This window comes from Maribellus luteus (assembly GCF_003576475.1).
In the GTDB taxonomy this organism is placed as follows: Bacteria; Bacteroidota; Bacteroidia; order Bacteroidales; family Prolixibacteraceae; genus Draconibacterium; species Draconibacterium luteum.
Genome location: NZ_QWGR01000006.1, coordinates 236,599 through 261,000, shown reverse-complemented (window position 1 = coordinate 261,000; position 24,402 = coordinate 236,599). Strand labels below are relative to the sequence as shown.

The 24,402-nt window shown below is 44.2% G+C and carries 22 protein-coding genes; 15 read left to right on the top strand and 7 right to left on the bottom strand.

All coding sequences use genetic code 11. The annotated features are described in order from the left end of the window. The first annotated feature begins 272 nt into the window (after positions 1-272). The 12 genes from D1614_RS12935 to D1614_RS12880 all read left to right on the top strand — a co-directional run bounded on the left by D1614_RS12935 (position 273) and on the right by D1614_RS12880 (position 11,625). Positions 273-1,148 (top strand): DNA/RNA non-specific endonuclease, encoded by an 876-nt coding sequence (locus tag D1614_RS12935; RefSeq protein ID WP_119438360.1) that lies wholly within the window; start codon positions 273-275, stop codon positions 1,146-1,148. 463 nt (positions 1,149-1,611) lie between these two features. Then, on the top strand, positions 1,612-2,943 hold the full coding sequence (locus D1614_RS12930; RefSeq protein WP_119438359.1) for a TolC family protein: 1,332 nt from the start codon (positions 1,612-1,614) through the stop codon (positions 2,941-2,943). Positions 2,944-2,955: 12 nt separating this feature from the next. After that, positions 2,956-4,050, top strand: a complete 1,095-nt coding sequence (locus tag D1614_RS12925) for an efflux RND transporter periplasmic adaptor subunit (RefSeq protein ID WP_119438358.1) — start codon at positions 2,956-2,958, stop codon at positions 4,048-4,050. Between the two features lie 8 nt (positions 4,051-4,058). Next, the gene (locus tag D1614_RS12920) at positions 4,059-7,292 is read left to right on the top strand and encodes an efflux RND transporter permease subunit (RefSeq protein ID WP_119438357.1); all 3,234 of its coding nucleotides are present in this window, start codon (positions 4,059-4,061) and stop codon (positions 7,290-7,292) included. A 6-nt stretch (positions 7,293-7,298) separates the two neighbouring features. Beyond that, the gene (locus D1614_RS12915; protein WP_119438356.1) at positions 7,299-7,607 is read left to right on the top strand and encodes a hypothetical protein; all 309 of its coding nucleotides are present in this window, start codon (positions 7,299-7,301) and stop codon (positions 7,605-7,607) included. Positions 7,608-7,620: 13 nt separating this feature from the next. Next, on the top strand, positions 7,621-7,803 hold the full coding sequence (locus D1614_RS12910; protein ID WP_175579281.1) for a YgaP family membrane protein: 183 nt from the start codon (positions 7,621-7,623) through the stop codon (positions 7,801-7,803). Positions 7,804-8,033: 230 nt separating this feature from the next. After that, on the top strand, positions 8,034-8,354 hold the full coding sequence (locus D1614_RS12905) for a NifB/NifX family molybdenum-iron cluster-binding protein (protein ID WP_119438355.1): 321 nt from the start codon (positions 8,034-8,036) through the stop codon (positions 8,352-8,354). A gap of 4 nt (positions 8,355-8,358) precedes the next feature. Then, positions 8,359-8,592: a DUF5320 family protein gene (locus tag D1614_RS12900; RefSeq protein WP_162304494.1), complete on the top strand. Its 234-nt coding sequence runs from the start codon at positions 8,359-8,361 to the stop codon at positions 8,590-8,592. A 21-nt stretch (positions 8,593-8,613) separates the two neighbouring features. After that, positions 8,614-8,955: a NifB/NifX family molybdenum-iron cluster-binding protein gene (locus D1614_RS12895; protein ID WP_119438353.1), complete on the top strand. Its 342-nt coding sequence runs from the start codon at positions 8,614-8,616 to the stop codon at positions 8,953-8,955. 128 nt (positions 8,956-9,083) lie between these two features. Next, positions 9,084-9,956, top strand: a complete 873-nt coding sequence (locus D1614_RS12890) for a nucleotide-binding protein (RefSeq protein ID WP_162304493.1) — start codon at positions 9,084-9,086, stop codon at positions 9,954-9,956. A gap of 11 nt (positions 9,957-9,967) precedes the next feature. Beyond that, positions 9,968-10,843, top strand: coding sequence for a nucleotide-binding protein (locus D1614_RS12885; RefSeq protein WP_119438351.1), 876 nt, complete (start codon positions 9,968-9,970; stop codon positions 10,841-10,843). Then, on the top strand, positions 10,840-11,625 hold the full coding sequence (locus D1614_RS12880) for an MBL fold metallo-hydrolase (RefSeq protein WP_119438350.1): 786 nt from the start codon (positions 10,840-10,842) through the stop codon (positions 11,623-11,625). Before D1614_RS12885 ends, D1614_RS12880 begins: the two co-directional genes overlap by 4 nt. On the opposite strand, the gene D1614_RS12875 is transcribed toward D1614_RS12880, so the two are convergent. Both D1614_RS12875 and D1614_RS12870 read right to left on the bottom strand, forming a co-directional pair. Next, positions 11,622-12,986, bottom strand: coding sequence for a M23 family metallopeptidase (locus D1614_RS12875; RefSeq protein ID WP_147384205.1), 1,365 nt, complete (start codon positions 12,984-12,986; stop codon positions 11,622-11,624). The two genes, D1614_RS12880 and D1614_RS12875, sit on opposite strands and share 4 nt — an antisense overlap. 27 nt (positions 12,987-13,013) lie before the next feature. Next, positions 13,014-13,877: an alpha/beta hydrolase gene (locus D1614_RS12870; RefSeq protein ID WP_119438348.1), complete on the bottom strand. Its 864-nt coding sequence runs from the start codon at positions 13,875-13,877 to the stop codon at positions 13,014-13,016. Positions 13,878-14,075: 198 nt separating this feature from the next. Here D1614_RS12870 and D1614_RS12865 point away from each other — a divergent pair, with 198 nt between their 5' ends. After that, entirely contained in the window at positions 14,076-16,367 is a 2,292-nt protein-coding gene (locus tag D1614_RS12865; protein WP_119438347.1) for a patatin-like phospholipase family protein, read from the top strand. Between the two features lie 69 nt (positions 16,368-16,436). Here D1614_RS12865 and D1614_RS12860 read toward each other — a convergent pair whose 3' ends face one another. Beyond that, entirely contained in the window at positions 16,437-16,790 is a 354-nt protein-coding gene (locus tag D1614_RS12860; protein ID WP_206610013.1) for a PAS domain S-box protein, read from the bottom strand. Continuing rightward, positions 16,787-18,601 carry a hypothetical protein gene (locus D1614_RS12855; protein WP_119438346.1) on the bottom strand — a complete coding sequence of 605 codons (1,815 nt, stop codon included), beginning with the start codon at positions 18,599-18,601 and terminating at the stop codon, positions 16,787-16,789. The genes D1614_RS12860 and D1614_RS12855 overlap by 4 nt, the downstream gene beginning before the upstream one ends. Before the next feature lie 240 nt (positions 18,602-18,841). Between D1614_RS12855 and D1614_RS12850 the strand changes: the two genes are divergently transcribed. Both D1614_RS12850 and D1614_RS12845 read left to right on the top strand, forming a co-directional pair. Then, the gene (locus D1614_RS12850; protein WP_119438345.1) at positions 18,842-19,711 is read left to right on the top strand and encodes a nucleoside phosphorylase; all 870 of its coding nucleotides are present in this window, start codon (positions 18,842-18,844) and stop codon (positions 19,709-19,711) included. A 4-nt stretch (positions 19,712-19,715) separates the two neighbouring features. Continuing rightward, the gene (locus tag D1614_RS12845; RefSeq protein ID WP_119438344.1) at positions 19,716-20,597 is read left to right on the top strand and encodes a transglutaminase-like domain-containing protein; all 882 of its coding nucleotides are present in this window, start codon (positions 19,716-19,718) and stop codon (positions 20,595-20,597) included. Between the two features lie 199 nt (positions 20,598-20,796). On the opposite strand, the gene rplS is transcribed toward D1614_RS12845, so the two are convergent. The 3 genes from rplS to D1614_RS12830 all read right to left on the bottom strand — a co-directional run bounded on the left by rplS (position 20,797) and on the right by D1614_RS12830 (position 24,371). Continuing rightward, positions 20,797-21,144, bottom strand: a complete 348-nt coding sequence (gene rplS / locus D1614_RS12840) for a 50S ribosomal protein L19 (protein ID WP_119438407.1) — start codon at positions 21,142-21,144, stop codon at positions 20,797-20,799. Positions 21,145-21,373: 229 nt separating this feature from the next. Continuing rightward, on the bottom strand, positions 21,374-23,062 hold the full coding sequence (locus D1614_RS12835; protein ID WP_119438343.1) for a dipeptidase: 1,689 nt from the start codon (positions 23,060-23,062) through the stop codon (positions 21,374-21,376). Positions 23,063-23,186: 124 nt separating this feature from the next. Next, positions 23,187-24,371 (bottom strand): aminotransferase class V-fold PLP-dependent enzyme, encoded by a 1,185-nt coding sequence (locus D1614_RS12830; RefSeq protein WP_119438342.1) that lies wholly within the window; start codon positions 24,369-24,371, stop codon positions 23,187-23,189. Positions 24,372-24,402 lie beyond the last annotated feature (31 nt).

Sequence of the window (24,402 nt, the reverse complement as noted above, 5' to 3'; positions counted from 1 at the left end):
TATTGAACAACACGTCAAAACCACAGAAACTCTCATATACAACACCTCACTCCTGTTTTCATTTTAACAAATTAAAGTACAAACTATATTTCAACTCTTCTTTTCGGACTGAAATAATGTGTTCGAAAAATTACTTCTCCTGAAAAAATATTTTCCGAAGCATTTTGACGTTTTATATTTCGGTGCAGCAAATGAAATCGAAAAAAATGAATGTTTCGACATTGAAAAAGGCTTTATTTGCAGACCGAATTTTGAATAAATTATCCAATTAAGTGAGAATAAAACTGACGCTGGCAATGCTTTTGTCATTTATGACTGGTTTTGCCCAAAACTATACGCCAAAATCTCCCGGCAAAATCGTAAATCATAGTTCTTATTCATTAGCCTATTCAGAACAGCACGAACAAGCCATCTGGGTGCTGTATCATTTAACGCCGGAAATGGTGACAGGTGCAACCGGCAGATCGGATGATTTTCGCCCCGACCCGAAAGTCTCGACGCAATCAGCATCACTTGAAGATTACAAGGGGTCCGGTTACGACCGAGGACACTTGTGTCCGGCTGCCGATATGAAACAGTCGTCAACAGCCATGTCCGAAACTTTCTATTTATCCAATATGTCGCCTCAGGTGCCGGGCTTCAACCGGGGAATATGGAAGAATTTAGAAGAAACGGTTCGAAAATGGAGTTTGGAGGAAGATGGAATTTGGGTAGTTACCGGAGCAATATTTAGGGATAATAAAGGAACGATTGGGAAAAATAAAGTTACTGTTCCCGGTTATTACTACAAGATTATTTATGACTACTCAGGAGAAGAAAAAATGATTGCGCTGATCCTGCCCAATTCAGAAGGGAAAAAGCAGCTATCGGATTATGTCGTATCAGTTGATCGCGTGGAAGAACTTACCGAAGTTGATTTCTTTCCGCAGCTGGATGATGCAATTGAAAAAAAGCTCGAGTCCCAATCTGATCCCGGCAAATGGTCATTTGACAGAATGGTTGTACAAGTAAAAGTTCAGCAGAAGTTAAGTACATCTGTTCAATGCACGGGTACTACAAAGAGTGGCAACCGATGTAAGAACAAGACCAATAATACCAACGGATGCTGCCATTTGCATCAATCGCAGGCGAGGCAATCATCGTTATAAAATGAACAGATTTATCAAAGCTTGATTAACAACCAGCAAACAAAAAAGGTAGTTTTTCGACACAAAGGATACTCAATCGCACATTAATAAATTAGCTATCTCCCCGGACTGTATTGTTTCAAATTTCTAAACTTACAAGATGCCACTAACACAAATTCAGGAAATCTGGCAGTTTGAGACCGTAAACAGTTTTGAATATTCAGAATAGTATATGAAGTATTCAGTAATAAACACTGAGTACCGGAACAGCCAAACGGCATCACAGTAACACAGCCCCCTACCCCTGTTTGCAGAATCTGGCATTCTGTATCCGGATCAGGTATTCACCCCCAAATAACAACTAAAAATCACACCTCATAGATACAGGATATATCCCATAAAATATTCATATATCTATTTATGTAGATATTTATATTTTATAACATATATTTGTGCCGAAAATTAGAAATAAAACCATTTGCATATGTTTAAAGATCGATTTACCAAAGTACTGATTTTTTTTCTTGCCATACCTATATTGAACAATGCCCAAACCAGGCAGCTAAGTCTGGAGGAAGCGTTGAACCTGGCAGCAGAAAACAATCTGAACATTAAAAGTGCAGAAGCGCGAATAAACACCGCCAAAGCATCGTACCGAATGACTAACTCCGTTTTTCTACCCGGAATTGAAGCCAGTCATACCGGTGTTACTACCAACGATCCTCTCTCTTCGTTTGGATTCAAATTAAAACAGGAGATCGTTCAGCAAGCCGATTTTGACCCGGCCCGCCTAAACGACCCGGGAAGCAATGAAAACTTCGGAACAAAAATCGAAATTCAGCAGCCACTGCTTAACCTCGATGGAATTTACGCCCGAAAAGCAGCCAGGAAGCAATTTGAAGCCATAACTTACCAGGCTACACGGGTGCGCAAAAATATTGAGTACGAAGTAAAGCGTGCCTATTTTATGTTGGAACTGGCTGAATCTTCGGTGAATGTGCTGGGGCGTTCGGTTAAAGTAGCAGAAGAAGCGCTTCGTTTAACAAAAAACAACGAAGAGCAGGGATTTGCCAAACACGCCGATGTGCTGGAAGCTTCGGTTCGCTACGAGGAGCGCAAAAACCAGCTTCTGGAAGCACAGAATCAGCGCGAAGCAGCCCACGATTTTCTGGCTCATTTACTGGGACTGGAACTGAACGAACAAATTACCACAACCGATTCACTGGCTCAAGCGCCTACACAACTGCTGGGCACTCAACCCGATTATAATTTGGAAAACCGCTCCGACTTGCTGGCCTTTCAAAAACAAATTGAAGCAGGAGAAAACATGGTTCGCAGCAACAAAATGAAGTTTGTTCCGCGAGTAAATGCCTTTGGTGCGGTAGAATGGAACGACGATAAACTGTTAGGCACCTCGGCCAATAATTACATGCTTGGTGCCTCACTCAGCTGGAAATTATTTAATGGATATAAAAATGCCGGCGCTGTGCAGCAAGCCAAATCCCAACTGGACGAAGCACGTTTTAGCTACCAGGATTACCTGTCACAAAGCCAGGTACAGGTAAACAATGCCATCAGAAACGTAAACCTCAACTACAGCCGTATTCAATCAAGTAAACTGGCCAAAGAACAGGCGCAGGAATCACTCCGGATACGCACCAACCGTTTTGAGCAGGGGCTCGAAAAAACAGCCGATCTGCTGATGTCGGAAGCACTGGCCTCCGGAAAAGAACTGGAATACATACAATCTATTTATAACTACAGGCAGGCCATTTTCGAAATGGAACTGCTCATGGAAAAAGATATTAATCAATAAAAGCCTTATAAAATGCAAGTAAAATCAATTAATAAAAACCTTTTCATCGCCCTTGCCGCGATGGGATTATTTGTTGCCGCGTGTGGCAAAAAGGAAAACACCGCAACAACCAGCAATCCGGAGAAAATTCAGGTGAAAGTAGCGACAGCTAAACTGGAAGAATTTCCGATGGAAAACAGCTTTTCAGGAAAACTGGAAGCTGACAAGCAAAGTAACCTGAGCACCCGAATGATGGGACAGATTACAGCTATTTACGCAAAACCAGGCCAAAAGGTAAGCAAAGGCGACCTGCTCATCCAGATCCGCAACCAGGATATTCTGGCAAAAAAAGCACAAGTAGAAGCCAATAAGGTGGAAGCAACTACCGCTTACGAAAGTGCCGAAAAAGACCTGAAACGTTTTGAGGCCTTACACGCAGCCAACAGCGCTTCGGACAAAGAGCTGGACGATATGCGTACTCATTATCAAATGGCTAAAGCACGTCTTTCGGCGGTGGAGCAAATGGAACGTGAAGTGGACGAAAACATTCGTTATACTGCCATAAGAGCACCTTACAACGGGACTATTACCGGCAAATTTGTCAACGAAGGAGACATGGCCAACCCGGGAATGCCTTTGCTGAGCATGGAAAGCCCTTCGCAATGGAAAGTTTACGCTCGCATTCCGGAACTGGAAATTGCCAACGTAAAATTGAATGATCCGGTAAAAGTGCAATTTACCGCATCACCCGGTACTGAGGTGGCAGGAGTTATTTCCGAGATCAACCCTTCATCTGCCAATACCGGCAGCCAGTTTGAAGCAAAGATCTTGCTGGATGCCGATGCTGTAAAAACCATCGATCTGTACAGCGGAATGTACGCAACTGTTCTGCATGCAAAAGGAACCGAAAAAATGATCCGCGTTCCCCAAAGCAGTTTGGTAAAACGCGGACAACTCACCGGACTTTATACGGTTGGCGCCAACAACAACTCGGTGTTGCGCTGGATCCGAACCGGTAAAACATACAACGATTCCACTGAAGTTCTTTCGGGACTTAGCGATGGCGAAAAATACATTCTGTCGGGTGAGGGTAAATTATACGACGGAGCAATTGTTGAAAACAAATAAGTAGTAAAATGAAGACAGGATTTGCAGGCGGAATAGCCAAAGCATTTATAAATTCGAAGCTGACACCGCTTCTGATGGTCGCTTTCCTGGTCATCGGAATCTACAGCTCGTACCTTACACCGAGGGAGGAAGAACCTCAGATTGACGTACCCATAGCCGACATTTTTTTCCGCTATCCGGGAGCAAGCCCCACGGAAATTGAGTCGCGGGTAATGCAACCGCTCGAAAAAGTAGTAGCCAATATACCCGGAGTTGAGTATGTGTATTCGACTTCGATGCCGGGCCAGGCCATGTTGATTGTACAGTTTTATGTGGGCGAAGACATCGAACGCTCGCTGGTAAAAATGTACAACGAGATTATGAAGCACATGGACCAAATGCCGGCCGGAACTTCGTTACCGCTCGTAAAAACCCGCTCGATTGACGACGTGCCGGTGCTTGGCCTGACTTTGTGGAGTGAGAATTACGACGATTACCAACTCAAGCGGATAGCCCAGGAACTGAACAACGAAATTGAGCAGGTAACCGATGTTTCGGAGACCAAAGTGATTGGAGGCCGTTCGCGCGAGATTCGCGTGGTACTGGACAGCGAGAAAATGGCTGCCGCCCATGTGGATGCACTGATGATTGCCCAGCAAATTCAGCTGGCAAACAGTCAGTTCCAGGCTGGTTCCTTCAGCAAAAACGATACAGAATACCTGGTGGAAGCGGGTGATTTTCTGAAATCGTCGGAAGATGTTGAAAATCTTGTTGTGGGCGTTGTTAACAATCACCCGGTTTACCTGAAACAAGTGGCCGAAATTATTGACGGACCACAGGAGCCCGTTCAGTATGTAGAGTTTGGCTATGCCCAAATGGACCAGCAAAAAGCTGATTTTCCGGGCGAATATCCGGCCGTAACTATCTCGGTTGCCAAACGCCGTGGCGCCGATGCAATGCGCGTTTCTGACGAAATTTTGCAAAAGCTGGACGTTCTGAAAAAAGACCTCATACCAGAAGATGTACAGGTAAGCGTAACCCGTAATTATGGAGAAACTGCCTCGCACAAGGTATCCGAACTGCTGATGCACTTATTTGGTGCTATCATCTCGGTAACCATAGTGGTAATGCTGGCCATGGGCTGGCGCGGTGGTCTGGTGGTGTTCCTTTCGGTACCTATCACCTTCGCCTTAACCATGTTCAGTTACTATTTTCTGGATTATACGCTGAACAGGATTACTTTATTCGCGCTGGTATTTGTGACCGGAATTGTTGTGGACGACTCCATTATTATTGCCGAAAATATGCACCGGCACTTTAAAATGAAAAAGTTGCCCTTTATTCAGGCAGCGCTGCGCTCAATCGACGAAGTTGGTAACCCAACCATCCTGGCCACATTCACCGTAATTGCTGCGGTGCTGCCCATGGTTTTTGTGAGCGGATTAATGGGCCCTTACATGAGCCCGATGCCAATTGGCGCTTCCATTGCGATGATCTTCTCGTTGTTGGTAGCGCTGACCATCACTCCTTACCTGGCTTACCGCCTGCTGAAACACGATAACAAAAAGACGGAAAAGGAATTCCGCATGGAAGATTCAGTTATCTATAAACTGTACAAGAAAACCATCAATCCGATGCTGGAGTCTCCTTTTAAGCGCTGGGGATTTATAATCGGTGTTACCGTGCTGTTGTTCGGATCGATGACACTGGTGTACTTCAAAATGGTGGCCGTTAAAATGCTTCCGTTTGATAATAAAAACGAATTCCAGGTAATCGTCGACATGCCCGAAGGAACGACACTGGAGCGCACCGCCGTTGTAACAAAAGAACTGGCTGCCTACATTGCTCAGCAAAACAATGTGCAGAATTACCAGACTTACGTGGGAACCGCTTCGCCGATGAACTTTAACGGCCTTGTACGTCATTACGACCTGCGCCAGGGATCCAACGTTGCCGACATCCAGGTAAACCTTATTGATAAAGGAGACCGCAGTCTGCAAAGCCACGACATTGCCAAGGCCATGCGCCCGGGCTTGCAGGAAATCGGAAAAAAATACAATGCCAATGTAAAAGTGGTGGAAGTTCCTCCCGGACCTCCGGTATTGTCGACACTGGTAGCCGAAATATACGGTCCCGATCTGCATACACAGACAGAAGTTGCCCGCCAGCTGAAAGCTTTGTTTGCTGAAACAGAAGATGTAGTAGACATTGACTGGTATCCTGAAGACGACCAAATAGAATACAAATTTGATGTACTGAAAGAAAAAGCTGCTTTGCATGGTCTGACCACACAACAAGTTACACAAAGCCTGGCAATGGCACTGGGCGGACAGGAAGTAACCCAGCTGTACCAGGAACAGGAATACGAGCAAACCGGTATTAACCTGCGTTTGGGCGAAAAAGACCGTTCGGGATTGAACGAGTTGAAAAACATCAACATCATGAGCCAAAGCGGGCAAATGGTTTCGCTGGGCGATGTGGTGGAAATAGAACAAGGCGTGCAGGACAAAAGCATCTACCGGAAAAATCAACGCCGCGTGGTTTACGTAACCGCCGATGTGGCCGGAAGCCTTGAAAGCCCTGTCTATGCAATCCTCAACATGTCGGAAAAACTGAAAGATATTCAGGTGCCCGAAGGCTATTTGCTTAGCGAAGAGTACACACAGCAACCTTTCACCCAGGAAAATTACAGCCTGAAGTGGGACGGCGAATGGCAAATTACCTACGAAGTTTTCCGCGACCTGGGAACAGCCTTCGCGGTGGTACTGCTGGTTATCTACATGCTGATTATTGGCTGGTTCCAAAACTTCAAAGTGCCGTTTGTCATGATGATTTCCATTCCGCTATCGCTGGTTGGGATCCTGGTTGGCCACTGGATGATGGGTGCTTTCTTCACCGCAACATCGATGATCGGGTTAATTGCGCTCGCGGGCATTATGGTCCGAAATGCCATATTACTCATCGACTTTATCAACCTGCGGCTGGCCGAAGGAATTCCGCTCAAAGAAGCCGTAATTGAAGCCGGAGCGGTGCGTACCACCCCTATTCTACTCACCGCAGGAACCGTGGTAATTGGCGCCGTGGTTATCCTGTTCGACCCTATTTTCCAGGGGCTCGCCATTTCGCTGATGGGTGGTAGCATCGCGTCTACCTTCCTAACGCTTGTAATTGTTCCGCTCATCTACTACATGACTGAAAAGAAAAAATACCAGAAACAGGAGGCGGAAATAATGATTGAAGAAGTAAATAACGATAAAGAATAGAGGACTATGAAATTTGTAATGATTCAATGTGTGGAAGCACATCACCACAACCTGGCTCACATTTTAGAGCAGCTTCACATTAACTCGTACAGCGAAACCGAGGTGGAAGGCTTTATGAAAGATGTGGAAGGAAAACGGGAAATTGCCAACTGGTTTGGATCCGCAAGACGTCCTTACCGCTACATCATATCTTTCACATTTCTGGAAGAAGACAGGGCCAACGAGTTGCTTCGGATGGTAAAGGAATTTAACGATTCGTTCGAGGCCATCAGCCCGATAAACGCTTACATTATGAACGTAGAAAAATATGTTTAAAAAGAATAAAATTATGAGGGAGAGAATTATACGCGGAGTAGCCGGAACTTTTGTTCTGACAAGCCTGCTTCTGGCCATTTTTGTTCACATCTACTGGCTGGGCCTGGCCGCATTTGTTGGGCTGAACCTGTTTCAGTCGTCGTTAACAAAGTTCTGCCCGCTTGAGTATTTTTTGAAAAAAGCGGGAATTCAGTAATTGCATTTGATTTTTTGACAAGCAGAAGGTTGGTGATTTGTTTCATCAACCTTCTTTTTTTGTATCGACTCAAAAATCCTCAAAACGAAGCATTCTACGGGAAATCCCAAGTCCTTCCATCCTGATAAAACAGGCTTATTTTTAAATTTTATTATGCACATATGTTATTTATTATTTTTTACACTATCTTTGTTTCAGACTTTTAGAAATAACAAAGCACAAAAAGAACAATGAAAACAATTATTACATCTACCGGGAATAACCTACAATCCGTTTTTGATCCCAGATTTGGCCGTGCCGGATGGTTTTGCGTGTACGATCCTGAAACCAAGACTACCAATTTCATTGAAAACAGTTTTAAAAATGTAAACGGCGGTGCCGGAACCAAAACATCGGAAATGGCTGCTGAGCTGGGTGCACATCAGGTTATCTCCGGAGACTTCGGACCTAAAGCCAGAACCATGCTCGAAAAGTTTAAAATTCAGATGGTGATTCTGGAAGACAAGGAATTAAGTATCCAGGAAATTATAGACAGAATCAATAAAAATTAAAACAATGCCAGGATTAGATGGTACCGGTCCATTGGGACAAGGTTCCCAAACCGGAAAAAGACAAGGAAAATGCAGAACAGCAGGAACAACTGAGGTCGCAACCGCAGAAAATGGATTACGACGCGGTTTCAGAAGAAGGTTTCAGGCCAGCGACTCGGAAGAAATTACTGGAAGAGGGCGAGGAAAACGTCAGGGAAAAAACTTAGGAGGTCGTGGTATGAACCGCGGTAGCCGTTAACACTGAATAATAAAGTATAAAATGAAAAAGAAAGTTGCCATACCCGTTGACGAAAACAGCGTACTGGACGGGCATTTCGGACACTGTCATTACTTTTCGTTACTGACCGTGGAAGATCAGAAAATTATTTCCGAAGAAATAGTAACTCCTCCCCCTCACGAGCCGGGGCTACTTCCCAAATGGCTGGCACAACAGGGAGTAACCGATGTGCTGGCCGGAGGAATGGGCCAAAAAGCCATCGAGATTTTTAAATACAACGATGTAAACGTGTTTGTTGGAGCGCCCAAATTAACGGCCAACGAGTTAACAGAAGGCTTCCTGAACGGAAGCATCAGTTTTACAGCCAACTACTGCGACCATTAATATAAGTAAACCGGAAAGGTAGAACCTTTTAGTCCGGATTTTGAATTAGCTACTGAGATTTCCCCGGAATCATTTTTCGGGGATTTCTTTTCATGCCCGGTAGCTTTCCATTTATTAAAAAGAATTTTATGCGCATTGCCATTGCCAGCGGAAAAGGTGGGACAGGAAAAACAACTGTGGCGATTCACCTTTACCAGTATTTGTCGAAACTTTTGGATGATCAGGTTCAGTTGATCGACTGCGACGTGGAAGAGCCCAACGATTTGCTTTTTATCCCCAATGCAGTCAATATTTCTGAAAACACGGTGTTTACAATGGTTCCGGAGATTGATACTGCCCAATGTACATTTTGCAAAAAGTGTTCTGACTGGTGCGAGTTCAACGCCATCACCCTTGTAAAAAATCGGAAATTTGCGGAAATAAACAAAGACCTGTGCCATTCGTGTGGTGCCTGTCTTCATGCCTGCGAGTTTGCCGCCATTCGTGAATACAAAAATCCCATCGGAACAATCAGCGGCTACAAAACAACTTTTGGCACGGGGATTACCGAAGGCCGGCTTCGGATTGGCTCTTCGATGCAGACTTCGCTTATCCGTGCGCTAAAAAAGCAGACAGCCGGCAGCGCTGTACTTCAAATACTCGATGCTCCGCCGGGAACCAGCTGCCCGGTGGTAGAAACCGTTTCCGGAGCAGCCTATGTAATTTTGGTAACCGAACCAACGCCTTTTGGCCTGAACGATTTAAAACTGACTGTAGACTTGCTAAACGATCTTAAAATTCCGTTTGGCGTAATTGTCAACAAGGCCGGGTTGGGAAACAAAGCGGTGTACGGCTATCTGGAAGCAAATAATATTGAACTGATCGGCAAAATACCGTTTTCGAAAGAATATGCCGAAAGCTATTCCAAAGGAACACTTCTGAACAATGTTCCGGAAGAACTCGAAGCTTTTTACATCAAAACAGCGGAAAGATTGCTGGAAGTGACCGGAATAAAAAACTGACTATTCAACAAATGAAAGAGATAACTATTGTAAGCGGAAAAGGCGGTGCCGGAAAAACCAGCATCACAGCTGCTTTAGCTTCGCTGGCAAGCAATGCCGTGTTTTGCGACAACGATGTGGACGCCGCCGACCTGCATCTTATTTTTAAGCCCGAGATACTGGAAACTCACCCATTCTCCAGTGGTTCAGTCGCAGAAATTGATCCTGAGAAATGCACGCAATGCGGGTTGTGTGAAACTTCGTGTCGTTTTGATGCCATCCACACCAACAAGGCTCAGTTTCCGGAAGTCAATCCGTTTCAGTGCGAAGGATGCCGCCTCTGTGAAAGAATTTGTCCGGCAGAAGCGATTTCAACGCACCAAAAATTCAACAACCACTGGTTTGTTTCCGATACCCGCTTTGGCAAAATGATTCACGCAAAAATGGGCCCGGGAGAAGAGAATTCAGGGCACCTGGTTACCCACATTCGCGAGCACGCCAAAAGCATTGCCCGGGAAATAAAAGCCGAATTTCTGCTCAACGACGGCCCTCCCGGAATCGGTTGCGCAGCCATTGCCTCCGTAACCGGAACCGATGCGGTATTGCTGGTAATAGAGCCCACCGTTTCGGGCCTGCACGACGCCACGCGTTTAAAAGAATTGGTTAACTCGTTCCGGATTCCTATGTTTGCGGTGATCAATAAATACGACATCAACCTGGAAATGACAAGCACTGTGGAAGAGTTCCTGAAAGAAAATCACATTCAACTGCTGGGCAAAATTCCGTTCGACAAAAAAATGGTGGAGTCGATGGTACACAGTCAGACAATGATGGAATATGCACCGGATTCTGCAAGCGGGAAAGAGCTTCAGCATGTTTGGGAAAAACTAGAAGAAACCATCCGATGAAGCTGACAGTATTAACCGATAACACCGCCGGCGGCAGGTTTCAGGCCGAACACGGTCTTTCTTACCTGCTTGAAACGGACGGTGAAAAAATCCTTGTGGACACCGGCCACTCAGATGTTTTTCTGAAAAATGCCCGTAAAATGGGAATCAACATTCAACAGGACGTACCGAAAATTGTGCTAAGCCACGGACACTGGGACCATGGCAATGGATTAAAGTTTCTTCGAAATAAAACACTGATAACGCATCCCGGATCTTTACGGAAGCGCTTTCGAAAAAGGGACCACTCACCTGTAGGTATTGAAATAAGCAGTCAGGAAATGGCCAGTCGTTTCCATTTAACTCTGTCAGAAAAACCGCTTAAAATCACCGACAATCTTTGGTTTTTGGGAGAAATACCCCGCAAAAATTCATTTGAAAGCCAAACAACCGGTTTTGAATTTGCAGACAATTCGGAAGATTTTGTTAGCGATGATTCGGCATTGGCAGCCGTGGTAAGCAATCAACTTGTCATCATCTCGGGCTGCGCACATGCCGGCATTTGCAACATTTGCGAATATGCCAAAGAAGTCACCGGAATTTCAACAATTAAAGCCGTCATTGGCGGTTTTCACCTAAAGGAGCCCAATGAGCAAACGATGCAAACCATCCGATACCTGAAAGAAAACCATGTAGAACACGTACTTCCTGCGCATTGCACCGAACTGCCTGCACTGGCTTTGTTTCACAAAGAATTCAATTCAAAACAGGTAAAAACGGGAATGACACTGGAGTTCGCCTAATAAACCATTTGAAATACGATCTCACTTAAACCGGCTACTTTTTTATTTTCGGGATCCACATAAACACGAACCGTTAGTTTTCGGTCTTCCACTCTTACGGTCCTTTCATCTGTCCATTTTTGTTCGCCTGCCGACAAGGAGAAGGTTTTATCGGACACGCCCTCGTACTCTAATTTTTGCCACGATTCGGCTTTTAGATCACCCACTTTTGCCCGAATCCGGTATACTCCGTTTCGCACATTGATTTCGTAGTCAAAATAATCATTCGGATTAATACTTTCCGCCGGCGTTCCGGAGAACACCTTTTTCGCAAGACGAACATTGCCTCCTTCGCGCACAGAAACCGCTTCAACTTTATCCGAAAGATTCCAGCGCCCGAAAATCCATCCTTTGCCCAGGTACTCTTCAAAAGCCGCATTGTTTTTATCATTTCCGAGATGCGAAGCCGCCCTTCCAAAGCTAATTTTCCCCTTAGAATACGACTTGCCGGAACTATAGGTGAAAGAATAATACAACTCGTATAGTTGCGGAAAAAAGTTGACACAATTCACAAAACGGTCGCCAAAAGCAGGAATCGTATCGTTGTAAACAACCGCCAGGTGTGCGTGCCCCCAATAGGCATTTCCCCAGGCAGTACCAATCAACTCGCCCCGCACCAGTTTTTGCCCTTTTTTTACTTCCAGCGTTTTTTCGTACAGGCAATCGTACACGTAATAAATTCCCGGACTTAATTCACTTGCCAGCAACACACAAGCTGTTCTTCCATCCTTTGCCTTGTCGACCCAAATCACAGTGCTGTTCCCGATGGCTACCAACCAGTGTTTTTCAATGCCTCGTGCATCTTTCAGGTCAATTCCAATTCCTGGATACGTTTCGTACTTCTTTTGTTGATCATCAAAAACATACGAAAACATGTAGGTGTCTTCGTCGCCGTTCCAAACAAAACCCTGGTTAAAGCTAACCGGGAAAACGAACTCCTTTTTATCCAGCATTTCCCTGTTTCTGTCGGAAATACACAGCAGAACATCTTTTTTCAGCAAACCATGGATGGAATCATTGCCCGACAAGGCTTTCACGTTTCGGTTGTCGGCCACAAAAAGTTGTAAGCCGGCAGTGCTGTGCGGCAGCGAACGCCCGCTTACTTTTACTTCAAGTGTATCGGCTCCCATCTTTATCAGATTGTATTGATTTTCAATGGACAGTAACCGTACACTGGTACTGTCATACAAAATGCTGTCTCCAACATTCAGACTAAAATAAGCACAGTTTCCCCATTTAAAGTCGGGCTTGGTCTGGGCAGCAATTTTGAATGTAGTGCCCAACAATCCCAGCAACAACAGTATGGGAAATATGCGTTTCAAATCAATCGATAAAGCAAAAACGATGAATTAACGGTGGAAAGATTGCGCCATAAATTTTAATCCATCAAATAAGCCGGTACGCCAGTATTCCCACTGGTGCCCGCCGTTTCTGACTCTGTATTCGTGCGGAATGCCAAGGTCGCGCATTTTTACATGCAAGGCCGAATTTCCTTTGTACAAAAAGTCGTCATCGCCACAGTCGATATAAAATCGAATGGATTTGAGTTGTTCTTTGTCCACACTATCGAGCAGGTGAATCGGGCTATTGGCTTTCCAATAATCGCTCACGCCCGTTTCGGGTTTTTCGCCGTAAATATTTTTGAAATAGTGATCGTAACGACCATTGCTGCTAATCTCTTCATCGGTAAACGTTCCGGCACTCATGGCTACACAAGTTGAAAATAGTTCGGGATGGTGCATAGAAAGCAACAAAGCTCCGTTTCCGCCCATCGAAAGCCCGGCAATTGCGCGGAATTCCTTTTTCGAACGAATCCGGTATTTCTTTTCCATAGCCGGGATAAACTCCTGGATAAACATATCTTCCCAGGGATCTTTTCCGTCAAAACTATTCACATACCAGCTAACTTTTCCGTCGGGCATGATGATAATGCAGGGAGGAAAATCTCCGTTGGCAATTCCCTTGTCGGCAATCAGGTTGGCTTCGCCAAACTGGATCCAGCCGGTTTCATCGTCAGAATAACCGTGCAAAAGGTACAAAACTGGATAACTACGGTTAGAAGTCTCATAATCAGCCGGCAGGTAAACCGAATATTCTACCGGGTATGAAACCAGTTTACTCTCAAACTGAAGCGACTCCATCACTTTCCCGCTTTGAGCAAAAATTGAAAACGGCACAACCGCCAAAAGAAAAATCAAAATGTGTTTATACATGATTCAGGTTTTTAAAGAATGTCCTACAAATCTATTATTATTTGATTCATTGTCCTACTGATTCCAGGCTGTTTCTGAAGCAATCAGGCATCATTAAGGACAGATATTTCAAAAATGCTTTATTTTTCGGAATATTTCTAATTAACATTCCGTAGATTTTGTAAATTTGGTTGTGTTCAGAATGTAGGCGGAAAAACCATGAAATGTAGACTTCTCCTTAGTTTATTTCTATTGTTAATCGGCATTCAGGGAAACTCCCAATCGGTGGGCGTGGTATTGAGTGGCGGCGGTGCCAAAGGTATGGCGCACATTGCTGTTTTAAGAGTGCTGGAAGAAAACAATATCCCGATCGATTATATTTCGGGGACCTCGATCGGTGCGATCGTTGGTGGCTTGTATGCAGCAGGATATACACCCGACGAAATGGAAGAGTTGTTTAAATCGGACGACTTCTATTTTTGGTCGACCGGGAAAATTCAAACCGGTTACCGTTATTACTTCAAACAGCCCGAAGCCGATCCCACCTGGCTTCAGCTTAGAATTACCAAAAAGAACGAGAAGGTTAAATTACTCCCTCCTACCAACATTATTCCGGCCGAGCAAATGGATTTTGCGTTTATGGAGTTAACGGCTGCCACCAGCGCTGCCTGCGACTATGATTTCAACCACCTGATGGTCCCGTTTTTTTGTGTGGCTGCCGACGTATATAACAGCAAACCGGTTGTTTTACGAAACGGCGACCTGGGAAATGCCATTCGCGCATCGATGACCGTGCCCCTGTATTTTAAACCCATTGAAATTAACGGCAGCCTGTTGTTCGACGGTGGCTTGCTGAACAACTTCCCCACACAGCAAATGAAGGAAATCTTTAAACCCGATATTATTATCGGGCACAAAGTGGCCAACAATGTGAGGGCCGCAGAGGCCGACGACCTGATGCAGCAAATCTCCAACCTTGTTATGCGGCCCACCAATTTCGAGATTGATCCGAAAGATGGTATTTTGCTCGAAACTAGATTTGAAGATGTTGGTTTGCTTGACTTTGACAAAATTGATCAGGCCATGGAAGCCGGAGGAAAAACGGCCATGAATGCCCTCGACAGCATTAAAGCACTGGTTACCCGAAGAGTTTCGAAAGAGGAAGTACAGGAGAAGCGAAATAATTTTGTGGCGCGCAAACCGGCGCTTTATTTCCAAAACATACAGGTGGAAGGTGTGCAAGACAACATGCAACGGCAATTTATTATCCAAAGTATGAAACACGGAATGCCGATTGTTTCGTTGGCCGATCTGAAAAAGGAGTATTTTAAACTGGTATCGGATCAGCAGGTAAAATCAATACAACCTATTACCTATTACAACAAGGAAACAGGTTATTTCGACCTTCATTTAAAAGTGGAACCCGAAAAAAAAGTGGATGTAAACATTGGCGGTAATATTTCAACCAAGCCCATCAACCAGGGATATGTGGGGGTAAATTACCGGATGTACAACCGCAGGGCTTATTTGCTTAACTCGAACCTGTTTTTTGGTCGTTTTTACAGTTCTTTTAAACTGGGAGGCAGGATTGATTACCCGTCGAGATTGCCGTACTACCTGGCATCTTATTTCACCTTGAACCGTTGGGATTATTTTGCTTCCAGCTCCGAGTTATTTTTCGAAAACGTGCGGCCTCCCTACATCATCCGCGACGAGCTTAGTTTCAGGGTTGAAACGGGCTTTCCGCTTGGGCTGAACAGCAAATTTTACACGGGAGTTGCTTATTCTTCCGCCTCCGACCAGTACTACCAAACAGAGATTTTCAACAAAGAGGATGAACCGGATGAAAGCACTTTCAATGCCTTTGTGGCCGATGTAAGACTTGAAACCAACTCTTTGAATTACAAACAATATGCAACAGAAGGGCTCCTTCGGATGCTGGATATTAAATATGTTGTAGGTGAAGAAGGACACCTCCCGGGAAGCACATCCGAAGTACGGGGAAGAATCCTGCAACACCAGGAGTATTTCCAGGTGAATGCCAAATTGCTTCGCTATTTTAATTTTGGGAAAGCCTTTACCTTGGGAGTACATGCCGAAGGAATGCTGGGTACAAAAGATCTGTTCAGAAACTACAAAGCAGTGAAATTAAGTGCACCCGGTTTTCAGCCAACGCCGCATAGCAAATCACTGTTTCTGAACAATTTTCACTCCAACCAATTTACCGCAGGTGGACTAAAAACGATCTTTAACTTTACGCCCGACATACACCTGCGGCTTGAAAGCTATGCATTTTTACCCATCAGGGAAGAGTTGATAAAAGAAGACCTGACGGCATACAGAAGCGACAATCTTTTCCACAATATCTACTGGCAGGGAATGGCAGCCATGGTTTATCAGACCGGAATTGGCCCGATAAGTCTGGCCGTTAATTATTACGAGAAAGAAAACACGCAGTGGTATGTAACCCTGAATTTTGGATACATTCTGTTTAACAAACGTGGATTGTAATAGGTGCCGAATGCCAATATTGCTGTGTTTCTGTCTGGCCGTTCGCTATACTAAGAACAATGCTTGAGCCTATTTCCTAAAGAAATGAGGCATGGACGTATCCAGTTGAAAAGAAATCTCAATCACTCCCCGAAACATTCCTTCCTGGTACCATGGAGTTTGATAAATGATTTTTGTAACGCCATCTTTCTCGGTTGTGTACATGTTGTCTACCGGCTTTTCCAACATCTCTTTCAACTTTGTTTTGGAGGGCTCGGGATGACAATCGAGCAGGTTGCTTCCCAAAAGATCGGCACCACCGTATTTATGAAATTGCTCAATAGAACGACGATTCATGTACACAATTATCCCCTTTCGGTCGCAAACAGTAATGGCCCCGTTAAACTCTTCGGCCCAGTCAACATTCCAATTGTTCTGCATCATTTTCTACGATAGCATTTTACCCATTCAATTTCGAAATTAACGGCTGATGAAACCGGATTGATCACCAGGCTGGAAGCTTCAATAAACAATTGCTTGTTCATTTCCGGCTTTTCCTGTTTCAAAATTTCCACTTCGTTAATTTTCCAGGTGAATGTTGAGCCTGCCTTTTCAACACTAAAAATGTAGGTGTTTTTCTTGAGGTTTGAGATATCGATTCCCTGGCTTTCCACCTTCCCGTTGCCATTCATGAAAGTAAACCCCAGATGGTTTCTGGCACCCATTTCCAATAAATTTACACGGTTGGTTGCCTTTTCTCCGGTAAGGTACAAAGAACTGACAACCTGTTTTACGGGATCGAATTTTATTTTGGCTTCCAGAATTCCGTCTTCCACCATAAATTTTGGTGCGCTCGAAACGAGTCCGGATGTGTATTCAAAATCGGTAGGCACAAATCCTGCCGGCATCTGCCACACTTTTCCTTTTGCTTTCTCCTTTTTTACCTGGATCACCAGTTTATCTTCCACTTTCAGATTATCTCCACTGGTAAAAATATTGAGGTCGCCCGGCATGGCATAATTCTCGCCCAGCAGTTTACCGGCCACCGGAGTAGCAGTCGACCATTTTTCGGAATCCAGTTTCCTGCCCGAAAAATCATCTTCAAAAACAACTTCCAGGTTTTTAAACAAATCAAAATCGTTGGAATCCTTGTATTTGAAATAATTGACAAAATCAGGTATTTGTTTATCCTTCAAATACTGTTGATACCTCGCGTATTCCGGCGTTTTTTCCCAGCGCTTTTTGTCTTCCAGCCAGGCTTTTTGCTTTCTGTATTCTTCCGACTGCAAAAGTGCATCCAGCTCGTGGTAGCGTTTCAGGTCGAAGGAATCTTTTACATCGAGGTAATTTTTATACAACGAAGACTTCTCGTATTTCAACACAAACTTTACTGTATCGTCCGCTGCCAGCCGTTTAAACTCGGTCTGCTTCTTATACGCCTCACTCTTTTCAAACTTCTGCTTGTCTTTCAAAAAAGCTTCCTTTTCCCTGAACTCTTTCGACTCCACCAAAGCCTTTAATTCGTGGTATCTCTTCAGATCATGACTACTGCTGATCTCTTTATAAAGTCTCAGTTTTTTTGATTTTTCCAGCTTAAAATAGGCTTTGATCTCACTGTCGCCCATTATTTTTTTGAACGCCGCTTTGTCTTCCTTGCTGCGGTCAGAAGCATTTTTCAGTTCGTTGTATTCTTTGAATTTTTCAGAATTTGCAAGGGCTTCGTGTCTCTTCAAAACCTCGAGGCCGTGCAATTCCAGGTAAGCTTTTATTCCTGCCGACTTTGCCAGCTTTTTGTACTCGAGCAGGTGCTTCTCTTCTACCGAACCTTTAAATACCTGGCTGGTAATTTCCTTTTTATCCTTCTCAAACTGCCCCTCTTTCATATAATCGAGCAGCGCATAGTAACTCTTTAGTTTATCGGACTCACGTTCCTTTTCAAACCGTTTTAAATCAGATGAGCCTTCCACCAAAAAATATTTTTTGATGGACCCCGACTTCTTAAGCCGCTCAAATTCCTTCCATTCTTTTTCTTCCTTACTTCCTTTGAAGCTAAGCCCCTCAATCTCTTTTTTCTTGTTTTTATAGGACTCCGAGTTTGCCCAGGCTTCCAGCTCCAGAAATAGTTTTAATTCTTCTGAGCTTTCGGTCTTTAAAAAGGCATCATAATCAGCTCTTAACCGGGCTCTCTGTTGTTCAATGGTTGCCGTAGGTTTAATTTTACCGGTAAGTTGAAGTGAAAAGATTTTGAATGACATCCGTTTGTATGTTAGATTCGTTTCTCAAAAATAGAAATTTCGGTCGTTATTTTACCTAACCAGGGCAACACATTTCCCACTGCGGACATTTTTTACCAAAACCGTCTCTCAAAAGCCAGTTTTTAACAAAATAAAAAACACAGGTAAATTTTCAAGATCGGGTTGTTTATATGTTTTCCCTGTTGCAATTGGCTATTCATCTTATTTTAAATAGTTTTGATTTTCATCAAAATTTCCGCTATGATCAGGAATTCTGAATTAATATTGAACCCCGACGGATCCATTTTTCATTTGCATCTGAAACCTGAAAACATTTCAGACAACATAATCCTGGTGGGTGACCCGGCCCGGGTTGACACCATTGCCCAGCTGTTCAGCAAAATTGAGTTTACGACCCAAAACCGTGAATTTAAAACAGTTACCGGCTGGTACAACAACAAACGTTTTACCTTACTTTCAACCGGGATTGGGACCGACAATATCGACATTGTTGTGAACGAACTGGATGCGCTGGTAAACATCGACCTGGAAACACGCGAAATAAAGAAAGAGCATAAAAGCCTGAACATTGTTCGAATTGGCACCTCCGGAGGGCTGCAAACTGATTTGCCGGTAAACTCATTTGTGGTTTCCGAAAAGTCGATTGGTTTCGACGGGCTGCTTAATTATTACTCGGGACGAAACAATGTGGTAGACCACGCATTTGAAGAAGCCTTTAAAGCTTACACCGGATGGGATGCCTCACTGGCTTCGCCCTACGTGGCAGATGCTTCTGCCGAACTTTTGAACCTGTTCAGCGGAAAAGAATTCTCGAAAGGTGTAACCATTTCTGCTCCCGGTTTTTATGGTCCACAGGGTCGGGAATTAAGAATTCCACTGGCTTTTCCACACTTAAATGAAAAAATTGAATCGTTCTCTTTTAAGGGACTGCGTATTACCAATTTTGAAATGGAAAGCTCGGCTATCTATGGTCTTTCAAAGCTACTGGGGCACAATGCCCTAACCGTTTGCCTGATTATTGCCAACCGGGTAACACTCACGGCAAACGAGAATTACCGCGACGAGATGAAAAGACTCATCCAACTTGTGCTCAACAACCTAGCTAAATAAATATATGGACAAAACCCGCCTGGAAGCACTCATTAACCTCCTCGACGACCCGGATGAAACGGTATTTGGGATGGTCGAAAAAGAGCTGTTAAAAACCAAAGACGACATTATTCCTGAACTGGAGAAAAAGTGGGAAGCAAGCTTTGATGAACACAGTCAACAACGGATTGAAAACATTATTCAGCATTTACAGTTCAAAGAAACCAAACGGCGCATAAAAAAATGGCTGGGTCATCCTGCCGAAGGCAGGAGTTTACTAAACGGCTTTTGCCATGTAGACCGCTTCCAGTATCCCGATTTGAATCCACTGAACATTCAGGTAAAAATTGAGAACCTCCGGAAAAGCATTTGGCTGGAACTTAATAATTCGCTTACGCTGCTCGAGAAGGTAACCATTCTGAATCACTTTCTGTTCAACATAAACGGATTCGCGATTAACCTCTCCAATCCGCATTCGCCGCAGAATTGTTTTTTGAATCAGCTGTTGGATACCAAGAAAGGCAACCCGGTTTCGATGAGTATTTTTTACACCATTGTTGCCCGTCAGCTTGAAATGCCCGCTTATCTTGTTGATTTTCCCAAAAATCCGCTGGTAGCCATTGTGGATGCCGAACTGGCGCAAAAAGTACATGGGCCCTCGGTAAGCTCCGATGTTCTTTTCTACGTTAACCCATCCAACAAGGGGGCCATTACCAGCCGCAAAGAAATTGAATACCACCTGAAAAAGCACGAATATCTTCCCCTGCACGATTATACCGAACCCAAACCCGACACGCTGTTTTTGGTGCGTTTACTCGAATCGATGATGGAAGCTTATCAAACAGTTGGTTTTACTGACAAGGAAGACAAAATAAAACAGCTGCTGCGTTTGTTTAAAACAGCCTGAATTTCACTGAATTTTCACCTCAAACAGGATTCCCATTTTAATTCCGAAGGAACGACGGCTTTTTCATAAAGCATGTTGAAAGTCTCTGTGCAACTCAGGTTTACTCGGTGCAACTCTTTGGCAAAAGATTATCAGCAAAAGTTTAAAGCAAAAAAAAAGGCCTCTGAACCAGAGACCTTTTGAATATCGTAGTAAAAGACTAGAATCTTTTTTCTTTGATACGGGCTTTTTTACCTGTAAGACTGCGTAAATAGAAAATTCTTTTACGACGAACGCTACCGCGTTTGTTCACTTCAATTGAATCGATGAACGGAGAGAACAACGGGAAAATTCTTTCCACGCCAATGTTACCTGACATTTTACGAATGGTGAAAGTTTTGGTGGTTTCTCTTCCGCGAATCTGAATAACCACCCCACGGAAATTCTGAATCCTCTCTTTTCCACCTTCCGCAATTTTATAACTTACGGTAATCGTATCACCGGCGCCAAACTCCGGATGCTGAGTAACTACCTCAAATTCCTTTTCTACTGCTTTAATTAAATCCATTTTCTTGTAGTTTTTATAAGTTGGCAATGTAATCCGTCAGCTGACGGACAAGAGATTGCATAAAATCGGCTGCAAAAATAGCATTTCTTTTTATTTCAACAAACTTATTTTTATGTCAAAACTCAATTTTAGTTGACTGATTTTCAGCTACAAAATAATTTGTCGCGCTAAGTTACAAAAAAAGGCCTCGCAACGGAGGCCTTTTTCTATCTGTTTTAGGATGAAATGCTTAATGACTTGAGCCAATCACTTTAAAATGATCGCCGGTTGCATTTACGATAGCTCTGTACCACCATTCCGGATATCCGGCAAAAATGGGTGAAGCCGGCATACCTGTTTCCGTACGTTCAAACTGACCGTCTTTTTCTTTTTTGATGTTGCCGTCAGTGTATTTTACCACCAGGTAATTACGGAGTTCTTTCCAACGTTTAGTCATGTTGTTCGCCTCGTTTACCGAAAATTCGGAAATAAAACGACGGGCTTCCGCATCCCCTTTTTCTTTGTACAGAATTTCAGCCGCTTTGTCAATCACCGGAACATAACTTACAAATTTGTCTTCCAGTTCCGACTGAACCACCTGCACATCCTTGATCATATCGTCGTAACGCAGGTAAGCCATGTTGGCCACCTGGCTAAATGTCCAGAAAGCAGCAGTTTCGCTAAAAGTCAGCATGTCGCCGTTGCCAACTGCAAAGCACTCCGGAATTTCAGTTATTCCGCAATACATAGGAGCATAACAGGTGCTATAAGCATCGTCTACACCAAACCACAGGATTCCACCGATCGGATCGGGCAACCAGCTACGGCTCTGCGTAACAAACGAGAAACCGGTTTGCTGAGTTGAAATGGCCCTTTCGTTGCAGTATTGAACTGAATCCACTTCCCAGGTCAGTCCTCTCCAGCGGTAAGGCAATTTATAAGGGCCTGCTCCCAAATCCTGTGTCATATCCAGTTCAGTACCTTCAAAATGATCGCGCATCATTCCCATTACATCCTGAACGTCTAACTTTCTGTCAGGCTTAATCCACAACGGCATACGGTTGGTCGGGAAATTGTGCTCGCCACCATGCTCCACAATACCTTTGGCATATTCGGTATATTTCTCCATTCCGGAAGCTACCATGTTAAAACCGGCCCAAACGCGGGCGTCGCAAAAACGGGCGCCACCAAAATCAACGGGTGCATACACGTCAGAAAAACTAAAATCTTTGTTCGGTCCGTCGTACCATCCTTTTTCGCGGGCAAACGAAATTACGTCTTTGGCATACACGCAATTTTCCTTGTCGTCAAGCGGAAATGTAGTAATACGTGCCTGGTTGGCATGTCCGCTGATGTATCCGTCCGGAATACGCATGGCTACCCAAACGGCTCCTTTTTCGCCTTCTCCCTTGCCAATCAGTTCCAGTATCCATGCTTCGTTCGGATCCGAAATAGAGAAAGATTCGCCGGAGCTGTAATATCCGTACTTTTCCACCAGGTCGGTCATTACATCAATAGCTTCACGGGCTGTTTTGGCACGCTGCAAAGCCACATAAATCAGACTACCGTAATCCATAATCGCACCAGCCTGGCTGGATAATTCTGAACGGCCTCCGAAAGTAGTTTCAGCAATTGCCAACTGAAATTCATTCATGTTTCCCACCACACTATAAGTATGGGCTGGTTGTGGTATTTCGCCCAGGTAAGTACCGGTATCCCACTCGTAAATCTTACGCATGGCACCTTCGGGGTGATCCTGTGCCGGCTGGTAATACAATTCACCGTAAAGAGTGTGCGAATCGGCTGCATAGGTGATCATTACGGAACCATCTACCGACGCACCTTTGGTGATTAAGAAGTTAGTACACCCATTCGAAACCTGTTGGTTGATAATCAGAAATGCAAAAATCAGCATTCCTATCATTGAAATTTTCTTCATTACTACTACTTATTTATTTTGCGAAAGAGACAAAGATAATGAAATCAGCTTCCCTTCTTATGATATTTTGCAGCTTGAAAACTTTACTTTGTCCAATCTAAATGAAAACAATAAATCAATTCAGTTAAGCTAAGCAGCTTTTAATTCGGTCAAATACTTCTTCCATGTCTTCGTCCAACCCAACCGACAGTCTGACCAATCCGTCAGATAAGCCCATTTCTTTTTGGACTTCCACCGGCACTTCCGACGAAGTACTGTGCCCCGAACAACTAAACAAGGTACGGAAGTAGCCCAAAGAAACAGCCAGATAGCCCACGTTGGCCTGCTGCAGTTTGTACATTACGTGATTGGCATCCTTTTCAGTTCCGAAATCAATCGCCAGCATTCCTCCGTATCCAAAACGCTTGTTCATTAGCTGGGTATGCAACTCGTGCTGCGGATGGCTTTTCAACCCGGGATATTTCAGAGCCAAACCCATTTCTTCCAGTTTATGAGCCAAATACATCGCATTCGCACTGTGTTGCTTCATCCGGAGATGCAGGGTGTGAATGTTTTTCAAAATACTGGATGACCGCAGCGGATCGAGCACCGGCCCCAGCAACATGGCCGTACCGTCGTTTACATTCGATAATTTTGCGATAAAGTCTTTCGATCCGCAAATGGCTCCTGCCACGCAGTCGTTTTTCCCGTTAATAAACTTGGTCATGCTATACACTACAAAGTCGGCTCCCAGTTCTGCCGGGGTAAAAATCATGGGTGTAAACGTATTGTCGACCATTAGTTTGGCACCGGACGCATGTGCAATTTTGGCCAACTCCGGAATATCGGAAACCTGAAGCAAGGGATTTGTAACCGTTTCGGTGTAAATAACTTTTGTGTTCGGACGCATGGCATTTTGCACCTGCTCCAGGTTAGTGATATCCACAAAACTCACCTCGATGTTGTACCTCGGCAACCAGTTCTTTAAAAAAGCATAGGTGCCGCCATAGGTTGTAACACTGGTGACAATATGGTCGCCCGAGCTGCATAATTGCAGGAGCGCACAGGTAATGGCAGCCATCCCTGACGATGTTACCCAGGCTGCTTCGGTATTCTCCATGGCAGCCAGCGCATCGGCCAGGTATTTATTACTGGGGTTCCAGTGTCTCGAATACAGAAAACAGCCTTCCATGTGCCCCAAAAACGTTTCTTCCATGGTTTCGCCTTCCAGAAAGGTATAGGTGGACGAATCGGTTATCGATGGGTTCACATCGCCAAACTCACCAAATTGCTGAAGGTCGTAAATTCTCTTTGCAGGATTAGATTTCATAACTCAGGTAAATTAGTTTTCGCCCAAGTTA

Bases quoted from the DNA above. Each gene is read 5' to 3' on its own strand.
- D1614_RS12845 (WP_119438344.1), top strand. From the start codon at position 19,716: ATGGACAAAACCCGCCTGGAAGCACTCATTAACCTCCTCGACGACCCG.
- D1614_RS12855 (WP_119438346.1), bottom strand. From the start codon at position 18,601: ATGTCATTCAAAATCTTTTCACTTCAACTTACCGGTAAAATTAAACCT.
- D1614_RS12835 (WP_119438343.1), bottom strand. From the start codon at position 23,062: ATGAAGAAAATTTCAATGATAGGAATGCTGATTTTTGCATTTCTGATT.
- D1614_RS12925 (WP_119438358.1), top strand. From the start codon at position 2,956: ATGCAAGTAAAATCAATTAATAAAAACCTTTTCATCGCCCTTGCCGCG.
- D1614_RS12890 (WP_162304493.1), top strand. From the start codon at position 9,084: ATGCGCATTGCCATTGCCAGCGGAAAAGGTGGGACAGGAAAAACAACT.
- D1614_RS12905 (WP_119438355.1), top strand. From the start codon at position 8,034: ATGAAAACAATTATTACATCTACCGGGAATAACCTACAATCCGTTTTT.
- D1614_RS12930 (WP_119438359.1), top strand. From the start codon at position 1,612: ATGTTTAAAGATCGATTTACCAAAGTACTGATTTTTTTTCTTGCCATA.
- rplS (WP_119438407.1), bottom strand. From the start codon at position 21,144: ATGGATTTAATTAAAGCAGTAGAAAAGGAATTTGAGGTAGTTACTCAG.
- D1614_RS12870 (WP_119438348.1), bottom strand. From the start codon at position 13,877: ATGTATAAACACATTTTGATTTTTCTTTTGGCGGTTGTGCCGTTTTCA.
- D1614_RS12830 (WP_119438342.1), bottom strand. From the start codon at position 24,371: ATGAAATCTAATCCTGCAAAGAGAATTTACGACCTTCAGCAATTTGGT.
- D1614_RS12880 (WP_119438350.1), top strand. From the start codon at position 10,840: ATGAAGCTGACAGTATTAACCGATAACACCGCCGGCGGCAGGTTTCAG.
- D1614_RS12885 (WP_119438351.1), top strand. From the start codon at position 9,968: ATGAAAGAGATAACTATTGTAAGCGGAAAAGGCGGTGCCGGAAAAACC.
- D1614_RS12915 (WP_119438356.1), top strand. From the start codon at position 7,299: ATGAAATTTGTAATGATTCAATGTGTGGAAGCACATCACCACAACCTG.
- D1614_RS12865 (WP_119438347.1), top strand. From the start codon at position 14,076: ATGAAATGTAGACTTCTCCTTAGTTTATTTCTATTGTTAATCGGCATT.
- D1614_RS12850 (WP_119438345.1), top strand. From the start codon at position 18,842: ATGATCAGGAATTCTGAATTAATATTGAACCCCGACGGATCCATTTTT.
- D1614_RS12860 (WP_206610013.1), bottom strand. From the start codon at position 16,790: ATGATGCAGAACAATTGGAATGTTGACTGGGCCGAAGAGTTTAACGGG.
- D1614_RS12895 (WP_119438353.1), top strand. From the start codon at position 8,614: ATGAAAAAGAAAGTTGCCATACCCGTTGACGAAAACAGCGTACTGGAC.
- D1614_RS12900 (WP_162304494.1), top strand. From the start codon at position 8,359: ATGCCAGGATTAGATGGTACCGGTCCATTGGGACAAGGTTCCCAAACC.
- D1614_RS12910 (WP_175579281.1), top strand. From the start codon at position 7,621: ATGAGGGAGAGAATTATACGCGGAGTAGCCGGAACTTTTGTTCTGACA.
- D1614_RS12920 (WP_119438357.1), top strand. From the start codon at position 4,059: ATGAAGACAGGATTTGCAGGCGGAATAGCCAAAGCATTTATAAATTCG.